The organism is Pseudonocardia charpentierae (assembly GCF_031845345.1).
Taxonomy (GTDB): Bacteria; Actinomycetota; Actinomycetes; order Mycobacteriales; family Pseudonocardiaceae; genus Pseudonocardia; species Pseudonocardia charpentierae.
Genome location: NZ_JAVREJ010000149.1, coordinates 1 through 244 on the forward strand (window position 1 = coordinate 1; position 244 = coordinate 244).

1 pseudogene is annotated in these 244 nt (G+C 73.0%); it reads right to left on the reverse strand.

The features are described 5' to 3' along the window. A pseudogene (locus RM445_RS32230) lies at positions 1-244 on the reverse strand (IS5/IS1182 family transposase); the annotation flags it as partial.

The following is a 244-nucleotide window of genomic DNA, read 5'->3' on the forward strand; positions in this document are numbered from 1 at the left end:
CTCCGGCCCGGAAGCGGGGGTGAGCGCGCACCCGGTGATCAGCCCGGTGTCCGGCTCGACCTTCACGTGCGCTTTGTAGCCGTCCTGATGGTGGGCGCGGGTCTTGTGCGCGTGCCGGGCCTCGGGATCGACGGTGGAGATCACCCGCTCCGGGGCGACCTTCCGCGCGATGCGCCAGCGTCCGTCAGTCCCGTCGGAGCCCTCGACGGGCTCCACGTCCTGCCCGGCGACCAGCGCCAGCAAC